This is a genomic window from Mycolicibacterium septicum DSM 44393, assembly GCF_000455325.1.
In the GTDB taxonomy this organism is placed as follows: Bacteria; Actinomycetota; Actinomycetes; order Mycobacteriales; family Mycobacteriaceae; genus Mycobacterium; species Mycobacterium septicum.
Genome location: NZ_HG322951.1, coordinates 2,467,200 through 2,475,969, shown reverse-complemented (window position 1 = coordinate 2,475,969; position 8,770 = coordinate 2,467,200). Strand labels below are relative to the sequence as shown.

The following is an 8,770-nucleotide window of genomic DNA, read 5'->3' as shown; positions in this document are numbered from 1 at the left end:
CCTGCTGCTCAACAACGTCGACGTGATCGGTGCCGGCTGGGGCGCCTGGACGTTCTCCCACCCCGGCTACCTGCAGGAGCAGTGGGCGGAATTGCAGCCGCTGCTGGCCTCCGGCGCGGTCGCCGCACCGCAGCCCGAGGTGTACCCGCTGGAGCAGGCGGCCCAGGCCATCGCGTCGCTGGAGAACCGCAGTGCCAAAGGAAAAGTGGTGCTGAAGCTGCGCTGACCTCCAGCGCAGACCACGCCGTTCCTCAAAGTCGAGTAGTCGACTACGCGTGTCCGGAAAGTTCGTCCCGCCAATACTTTAAGCGGGCACGACGCCCCCGGTTCGCCGAAAGGAACGGCCATGGACGAACAACAGGTTCCATTGTCGCGCCAACTGTGCGCCACGATGGCCATCCACTACAACCTGCTCAACAAGAGCGAGAGTTACCGGCAACGGTGCGATCAGTTCGAGAACAGGGCGATGGCGTACGAGTCAGGGATGCGCGCACCCAAACGCGGCATCGTGACCATTCCCGTCGTTGTCCACGTCCTCCACAACCCGGCGTCGCCGGCCGAGAACATCAGCAAGGAACAGATCGACAGCCAGATCGACGTCCTCAACCAGGATTTCCGGGCCACCAACCCCGACCGGGTAGGTGTGCCGGCGGTCTGGACGCATTTGATCGCCGACGCCGAGGTCGAGTTCCAGCTGGCGACCGTCGACCCAGAGGGCAACCCGACCGACGGCGTCACCCGCACCGCGACGGACAAGACGTTCTTCACCGCCGACGACGAAGACGTGAAATCGAGTGCGACGGGCGGCGTCGACGCCTGGCCGTCCTTGGACTATCTCAACCTCTGGGTCTGCGGCGAGCTGCGCAGCGGCGGGCAGGCCATCCTCGGTTACGCGCAGTTCCCCGGTGGGCCACCGGAAACCGACGGTGTGGTGATCGCGCACACGTTCTTCGGCACCACCGGCACGGTCAGCGCACCGTACGACCTCGGACGCACCGCGACCCACGAGATCGGCCACTGGCTGAGTCTGCGCCACATCTGGGGCGACGACGGATCTGGATGCAGCGGTGGCGATTTGGTGGATGACACACCCAATCAGGCCCGGGCGAATTTCGGCAGGCCCACCTTCCCCCATGTCACCTGCAGCAACGGCCCAAACGGCGACATGTTCATGAACTACATGGATTACACCGACGACGCGGGGATGTTCATGTTCACCGCGGGTCAATCGGTTCGCATGTCGGCGACGCTGGAGGGCCCGCGTGCCTCATTCCTGGCACGCACCGCCACCCAGGCCGAGCCGGCGCAACCCCGGGTGCTGGTCGGCGCCACGGTCGGTAGCAATGGAGCCGAAGCCCCGCAGGCATCGCCGGCACCTGCCGTCGCCCCCGCCCCGGCCACCGCCTCGGCCGATGCGGAGGTCGGTGAGCTGCGTCGCGAGGTGGCACAACTGCGGTCCGTCCTCGCCCAGATCGCCACCCTGGTCGCCCGCAGCTAGCCGGAGCAGGCAGATGCGATGAAACTTGTGTTGTTCGACCTCGGCCAGACCCTCGAAGACGGCGATGTCCTGTTACCCGGGGCGTTCGAGGCGCTGACCGGCATCGCCGAACTCCGGGACAGTGACGGCAACCCCGTGCTGCTGGGGCTCGCCTCGGACTTCGACGAGCCCGCGCAGCAGTACTACGAGATCCTCGAAACTCTCGGCATCCGTTCCTTTTTCGAACCGGTGGACACACACGTCACGCTGTCGGGTGAAGTCGGTGCGCACAAGCCGACCAGGGAGTTCTTCGCCAAGGCCGTCGCCAAGGCGAACCCCGCGCTGGCATTCGCCGACGTCCTGTTCATCACAGAGAACCCCGCACACGTCGCGGCTGCGCGCACGCTCGGCCTCGCTGCCATCCAGGTTCGGCCACCCGGCGGAGGTGGTGGCGATATCGGATCACTGGCCGAATTGCTGCCCCGGGTTCAGGAGTTCGCCGGCGCCGACTGGGTTCGGTTGGGCGACACCGTAGTGCGCCGCGCCGCGACACGCACCGCAGCACGGGGCCGGCCGGCACAGCTGCGCCTGGTGGTTCAGCACGGCCGGCTCTACCAGAAGGCTCATCCCGACGTCGCCGTGATCTCGGACAAGGGACGCTATCTGGTGGTCGACGTCGGCCCCGACCCGTCCGATGACGTCACCGCCGACGATTTCCCGTGCTACAGCGTGCGCGATGTGCCCTGGGGCAGCGCCGTTTTCGAGACCAGGCGGCGGATTGCCCGCGAGCCCGAGCCCGCGGTACAGAAATGCGTCGACGCCGTGTCGGCCGAACGGTACGAGTTCGATCTGCGCACACTGGTCGGCTTCGGCACCCGGCATTCCACCAGCGCGCAGTTCGGCCAGGCAGCCGACTGGGCACAAGCCGAACTCGAAACCGCGGGCTACCGCACCCGCACTCAGACCATCGACGTGGGAGACAGGACCAGCCGCAACGTGATCGCCGAACGCGACGGCTCGGCGCCCGGTCCGCGGGACGTGGTGCTGGTGACCGCACACCTGGATTCGATCAATCTCGCCGGTGGCCCGGCCGCACCCGCGCCCGGCGCCGACGACAACGGGTCGGGCAGCGCGGGGGTGCTGACCATTGCCCGTGCCGTCCAACATCATTCTGGCCGGCACGATGTGCGTTTCATCCTCTTCGGCGGCGAGGAGGAAGGGTTGTTCGGAAGCCTGGCCTACGTTGCGAGCCTGAGCGCGACCGAACGGTCCCGGATCCGCGCAGTGGTCAACATGGACATGATCGCGACGCTCAACACCGCAGATCCCACGGTGCTGCTGGAGGGGGCCGCAGTGTCGCAGCGGGTGATCGACGGGCTGGCCGACGCGGCACACACTTACACCGGGTTGACCGTGCAGACCAGTCTCAATCCGTTCAACAGCGACCACGTGCCGTTCATCGATCGAGGGATTGCGGCCGTCCTGACCATCGAGGGCGCCGACGGCGCCAACGACCACGTTCACAGCGCAGCCGACACCATGGAGTTCATCGACGTACACCTGGCGGTCGAGATCCTGCGCATGAATGTGGCTTTCGTGACCGCGGCGCTGGGCTAGGTGTCTGTCACATTGTCGCCACGCGCGCCGTGCTTTCGGGCGAGTATGGAACCGGCGACAACGCCGCAACCGGCCTCGAAGGGTGCCCGCCGTGATCGATGAAACTCAGGTCCTGGGGTCGTGGACGCATTCGCACGAGGAGGACCGTGGAGCGACCCAGACCTTCCGGCCTGCGGACTATCCGCTGCCGCCGTCGCGCGGGCGAACGACCTTCACCCTGCTGCCCGGCCACGACGCCGTCGTAGGTACACCGGGACCCGATGACCGCGGTGTCCGTCGCTCCGGCAGCTGGTCCGTGGAGCATCAACCCGGCCGCGATGTGCTGACGATCTCGCTGCCCGACTGGAACGAGACGTTCTCCATCGTGACCGCGGAGGCCCGGCAACTCGTCCTCACCCCGATCACGCCGGGAGGTTGACGCCGCAAACAATCCGGGGCGGCGCGGAATAGCAGCGACGTGGCGGGTGTTGCGGGGTGCGTGAGTGAGCAAGCTGAACTGAGCCCGACCGACTGGGTACGCGACCAGACCCAACGCATCCTGGAACAAGGCACCACTGACGGAGTCGAGGTGCTGGACCGCCCGATCGTGCTGTTCACGACCACGGGCGCCAAGTCAGGCAAGAAGCGGTATGTACCGCTGATGCGCGTGGAGGAGGACGGCCGCTATGCGATGGTGGCGTCCAAGGGCGGCGACCCGGAGCACCCGTCCTGGTACTTCAACGTCAAGGCCAACCCGGCCGTGACGGTGCAGGACGGCGACAAGACCGCGTCGCTGACCGCTCGTGAGCTTTCCGGTGACGAGCGCGAGCACTGGTGGAAGCTGGCCGTCGAGGCCTACCCGCCGTACGCCGAATATCAGACCAAGACCACTCGACAGATTCCGGTCTTCATCGTCGAATGACGGCTACCACCATCCGAGGGCGCCGGACATCTGCCGCGCCAACTCGGTGGTGAGTGTGCGCACATAGGCCGCCGACAGGTGGTGGGCATCGTGGTAGACCAGCACGTTGCCCTCCACAGCGCGGCAGATGGTGGGCCGGCACACCGCGTCGCTGAGGTCGAGGACCTTCATCAGCGGATAGTCGGCCAGGTAGTCGAGGGTCGGGTTGCGCTGGGCCAGGGCGTCTTCCCGCGGCAGCCCGCAGGAGTCGGCGTCACCGCCTTTGGCCAGGCAGTCCACCGGTGAGAAAAACCATCCGTCCCGGATCATCCACGGCGTGTCACGCATGCCGAGCATCGGAATCCCGTTGGCGGACAACTCATCCCAGATTCCGAGGTAGTAGTCGGGCACGTAGTCGCCCGGGCTGTTGAGGATCGGTCGGGTCGAGGTGAAGAACACATAGTCCGGCCGGTCGGCGATGATCTTCGCCAGTGCGTTGTCCGACCAGGTCCGGCACGACGGGTATGCCTCGAAGGATCCCGCGATGATCGGCATGCGTTTGGTGGTCAAGGGGCAGCCGAACTTCATGTAGGTGGTCACCTTGAAGCCGTGTTGACGCCCGATCTGATGCAGGGCGGTCAGCCAGTGCTCCGAATGCGACCCGCCGGCCAGCGCAATCGTGCGGGTGCCCTTGGGGTCTCCGTACACGCAGGTGATGACCTCAGCACCGGTGAATCCCGTGACGCAGTGGTCGATCGACGACGGCGGGATGTCGTCATCGGCCTCCAGCACAGTCGGACGCATCGGCAGCTTGGCGACCCGACGATTCTCGATCAGCGCCTGTGCGCCCGGATAGTCGCGAATCGAGAGCATGCCCAGTTCGGCACCGCTGGCCCGGGCGAGTACCACCTGGCCCTGCCACATCAGCGATGTCGCCACGAGCACCACCGCGACCAACACGACGACCGCACTCGAGACCAGTCGCACGTCGGTGGCCCGGCGCCACGGCAGCTGGACCCACCGCGCGGTGAGCAATGCCAGCAGCACCGCCACCAGGAGGACCACGCCGCCATCGACCAGGCCGACGGCGTCGTCGTTGATGGTGGCCAACCAGAAGATCAGCAGCGGCCAGTGCCACAGGTACAGCGGATAGGCCGCCGCCCCGATCGTGACGAGCGGGGTGCTGCGCAGGATTTCGTTCGTCCTCGGCGGCGTCCCCTGGGCCGCGCTGACGATGACCAGGACGGTGGCAGCCACCGGAATCAACGTCCAGACGCCCGGGGACTGCATGGTCCGTTCCGTCAGGGCGCCGCACACCAGGATGGCGGCCAGCCCCGCCGCAGCCGCACCGGCCCGCAACCAGCCCGGCCACCGGAGCCGCCCCACCGGGCCGGCCACGAGAGCCGCGGCCAGCACTCCGACCAATACCTCCCAGGCCCGGGCGGCGGTGCTGTAGTAGGCGAGCATCGGATTGTCCGACTGCGTCGTGACCGCGTAATACAGCGATGCCACCGCCGCGACGCCAGACGTGGCGATCAGGATCGCGCGTCGCGCGCCACGACCCCGACGGACCGTCACCGCGATGACCGTGCCGGCCAGCACGAAGAACGCGAGCACGAACTGGCCCAGCGCCGAGATCGCCCACAGGTGATGGAGCGGGGTCACGGCCTCGCCGGCCTGCACGTAGTCGTCCGCCGACTGGAGTAGCTGCCAATTCTGGTAGAAGCCCAGGCCGGCCAGCGTCTGGTCAGCGAATGCCTCCCACCGGGTCTGCGGCTGGACCAGCACCGTCAACACCGCACTCACGACCACCACGAGAACCAGTGGCGGCACCAGCCAGCGCACCGCCCGGCCCGCCTCGGCGGCCAGGGCCATCGGGCGCGCCGAATCGATGTGGCGAAGAACGCGGCCGCCGACGAAGAAGCCGGACAGGACCAGCAGGACATCGAGGCCGCCGCACGCCCGTCCGAACCAGAAATGGCAGACCACCACCAGCACGATGGCCACGCCACACAACCCGATCAGGTCATCGCGAACCCGCTGCCCTACGGCAGGGATGCGAACCGGATCGCCAACAATTACCTGCACGGTCAACTTTCCCTGGGCCGTCTTCGCCGGTCACTGACGACGAGTTCACCCTGGGGCACGCCGTTCAACGCACCGAGCATAGGCCACCGGAACAGGTGGTCGAGGTCGGTGGGCGGGCATCTCAATTCGCCGTTTCGGACAGCTTTGTCGTCGCCGTTATACAAACCGGCCATAGGCAGATCTGCCCGGCAAATCTAACCTTGACTCATGACCGCCACCACCGCACCGGCTGCCAAGAAGTCCACCTACCGGCCGCTGGAGCTGTTCGACACCGACCGGCTGCTCGATGACGACGAGCGCGACATCGCCGCGACGGTGCGCCAGTTCGTCGACACCCGGCTGAAGCCCAATGTCGGCGAGTGGTTCGAAGAGGCCACCCTGCCCAAAGAGCTGGCCAAGGAGTTCGGCAAGCTCGGCGTGCTCGGCATGCATCTTCAGGGTTACGGCTGCGCGGGCACCAACGCTGTCAGCTACGGCCTGGCGTGTATGGAGTTGGAGGCCGGCGACAGCGGGTTCCGCAGTTTCGTCTCCGTGCAAGGCTCGTTGTCGATGTTCTCGATCTACCGCTACGGATCCGAGGAACAGAAGAACGAATGGCTGCCCCGGCTCGCCACCGGTGACGCGATCGGCTGTTTCGGCCTGACCGAGCCCGACTTCGGCTCCAACCCCGCGGGCATGCGCACCCGGGCCCGCCGCGACGGGTCGGACTGGGTGCTCAACGGCACCAAGATGTGGATCACCAACGGCAACCTCGCCGATGTGGCCACGGTCTGGGCGCAGACCGATGACGGCATCCGGGGCTTCCTGGTGCCCACCGACACCCCCGGATTCACCGCCAACGAAATTCATCGCAAGCTCTCCCTGCGGGCCTCGGTGACCTCCGAGCTCGTGCTCGACAACGTGCGGCTGCCCGCCTCGGCACAACTGCCGCTGGCCGACGGACTGTCGGCCCCGCTGTCGTGCCTCAACGAGGCCCGGTTCGGCATCGTGTTCGGCTCGCTCGGTGCGGCCCGTGACAGCCTGGAGACCGCGATCGACTACGCGGGCTCACGCGAGGTGTTCGACAAGCCGCTGACCAGCTACCAGCTCACCCAGGAGAAGCTGGCCAACATGACGGTCGAACTCGGCAAGGGAATGCTGCTGGCGATCCACCTCGGCCGCATCAAGGATGCCGAAGGGGCCAGGCCCGAGCAGATCAGCCTGGGCAAGCTCAACAACGTCCGCGAAGCCCTGGCCATCGCCCGTGAATGCCGGACCCTGTTGGGCGGCAGCGGAATCACCCTCGAGTACTCGCCGCTGCGGCACGCCAACAATCTGGAATCAGTCCTCACCTACGAGGGCACCTCCGAGATGCATCTGCTGTCGATCGGCAAGGCGCTGACCGGGCAGGCGGCCTTCCGCTGATGACCGTCGCCATCGAGCACCTGATCGACGGGCGATGGGTGCCCGGCGCCGGCGATGCGCTACTCAGCGTGAACCCGGCGCGGCCGAGCCTGATTGTGGCCCAAGGCAGTAACGCCCGCACCTCCGACGTCGACGCCGCCGTGCGGGCCGCGGGCAAGGCATCCCCGTCCTGGGCCGCCGCCCCGATGCATCACCGCGGCACGGTGCTGCTGAGCGCGGCGGACATCGTCGACCGCAACGCCGAGACGTGGGGCCTGGAGCTGGCCCGCGAGGAAGGCAAGACGAAAGCCGAAGGCATCGGCGAGGTTCGGCGGGCCGCGCAGATCCTGCGCTATTACGGCAACGAGGGCGACCGGCAGGCCGGACAGATCTTCTCCTCGCCCCGGGCCGGTGAGCAGATCCTGGTCACCCGCAAGCCCTTGGGCGTGGTCGGGGTGATCACCCCGTTCAACTTCCCCATCGCCATCCCGGCCTGGAAGATCGCCCCCGCGTTGATCTACGGCAACACCGTGGTGTGGAAGCCGGCGAGCACCGTTCCGCTGCTGGCGATTCGGCTGGCACAGGCTCTCACCGAGGCCGGCCTGCCCGAGGGAGTACTCAATCTGTTGATCGGCGGATCCGACGTCGGCAACGCCATCGTCGACCACCCCGGCATCGACGCCGTCACGTTCACGGGTTCCACCGGTGTCGGCCGCCGCATCGCGGCTGCCGCTGCCGCGCGCGGAATTCCGGCGCAGGCCGAAATGGGCGGTAAGAACGCCGCCGTCGTCCTCGATGACGCCGATATCGAACTGGCCCTCGAGCAGGTGATGCTGGGTGCCTTCCGCTCGACCGGGCAGAAATGCACGGCCACCTCCCGCCTGATCGTCACCGACGGGATCGCCGACGAGTTCCTGGCCGCGCTGGCCGAGCGCGCGGCGGCCCTGGCCGTCGGCGACCCGACCGACGACGCAACCCAGATGGGTCCGGTCATCAACGACGCGGCGCACCAGTCCATCTCGTCCGGTATCGACGCTGCGACGGCGCAGGGTGCCGCGGTGCTGACCGGCGGGCTTCCCTACACCGAAGGCCCGCTGTCCGAGGGTTACTTCATCGCGCCGACCATCGTCGAACTCAACGGGGCACCGGCCGACGTGTGGACCGAAGAGCTGTTCGGACCGGTGCTGGCCGTCCGGCGGGCCGCCGATGCCGACGCCGCGTTCGTCATGGCCAACGACAGCGAGTTCGGGCTCTCGGCAGCGATATTCACCCAGGATCTGACCCGGGCACTGCAGGCCGTCGAGCAGATCGACGTGGGCGTGCTG

At 67.2% G+C, this 8,770-nt stretch carries 8 protein-coding genes; 7 read left to right on the top strand and 1 reads right to left on the bottom strand.

Features of this window, described 5'->3' with window-relative positions; translation table 11 throughout:
- The 5 genes from TX88_RS11630 to TX88_RS11610 form a co-directional block, all read left to right on the top strand.
- Window positions 1-226: zinc-binding dehydrogenase (locus TX88_RS11630; protein WP_044516908.1), on the top strand; the 226-nt coding region annotated here is incomplete at its 5' end.
- Window positions 227-346: 120 nt separating this feature from the next.
- Window positions 347-1,498, top strand: a complete 1,152-nt coding sequence (locus tag TX88_RS11625; protein WP_084621887.1) for a zinc metalloprotease — start codon at window positions 347-349, stop codon at window positions 1,496-1,498.
- An 18-nt stretch (window positions 1,499-1,516) separates the two neighbouring features.
- Window positions 1,517-3,094 (top strand): M20/M25/M40 family metallo-hydrolase, encoded by a 1,578-nt coding sequence (locus tag TX88_RS33300; RefSeq protein WP_084621886.1) that lies wholly within the window; start codon window positions 1,517-1,519, stop codon window positions 3,092-3,094.
- Between the two features lie 91 nt (window positions 3,095-3,185).
- On the top strand, window positions 3,186-3,512 hold the full coding sequence (locus TX88_RS32790; RefSeq protein ID WP_162563129.1) for a hypothetical protein: 327 nt from the start codon (window positions 3,186-3,188) through the stop codon (window positions 3,510-3,512).
- Between the two features lie 60 nt (window positions 3,513-3,572).
- Window positions 3,573-3,995: a nitroreductase family deazaflavin-dependent oxidoreductase gene (locus TX88_RS11610; protein ID WP_044516906.1), complete on the top strand. Its 423-nt coding sequence runs from the start codon at window positions 3,573-3,575 to the stop codon at window positions 3,993-3,995.
- 3 nt (window positions 3,996-3,998) lie between these two features.
- On the opposite strand, the gene TX88_RS11605 is transcribed toward TX88_RS11610, so the two are convergent.
- Complete coding sequence (locus tag TX88_RS11605) at window positions 3,999-6,062, bottom strand: acyltransferase family protein (protein ID WP_044516904.1); 2,064 nt, start codon at window positions 6,060-6,062, stop codon at window positions 3,999-4,001.
- A gap of 207 nt (window positions 6,063-6,269) precedes the next feature.
- Here TX88_RS11605 and TX88_RS11600 point away from each other — a divergent pair, with 207 nt between their 5' ends.
- A complete protein-coding gene (locus TX88_RS11600; protein ID WP_044516902.1) occupies window positions 6,270-7,466 on the top strand; it encodes an acyl-CoA dehydrogenase family protein in 1,197 nt (398 codons plus the stop codon).
- The coding region (locus TX88_RS11595) for an aldehyde dehydrogenase family protein (protein ID WP_110918052.1) at window positions 7,463-8,770 on the top strand (1,308 nt) is incomplete at its 3' end. The genes TX88_RS11600 and TX88_RS11595, both read left to right, overlap by 4 nt.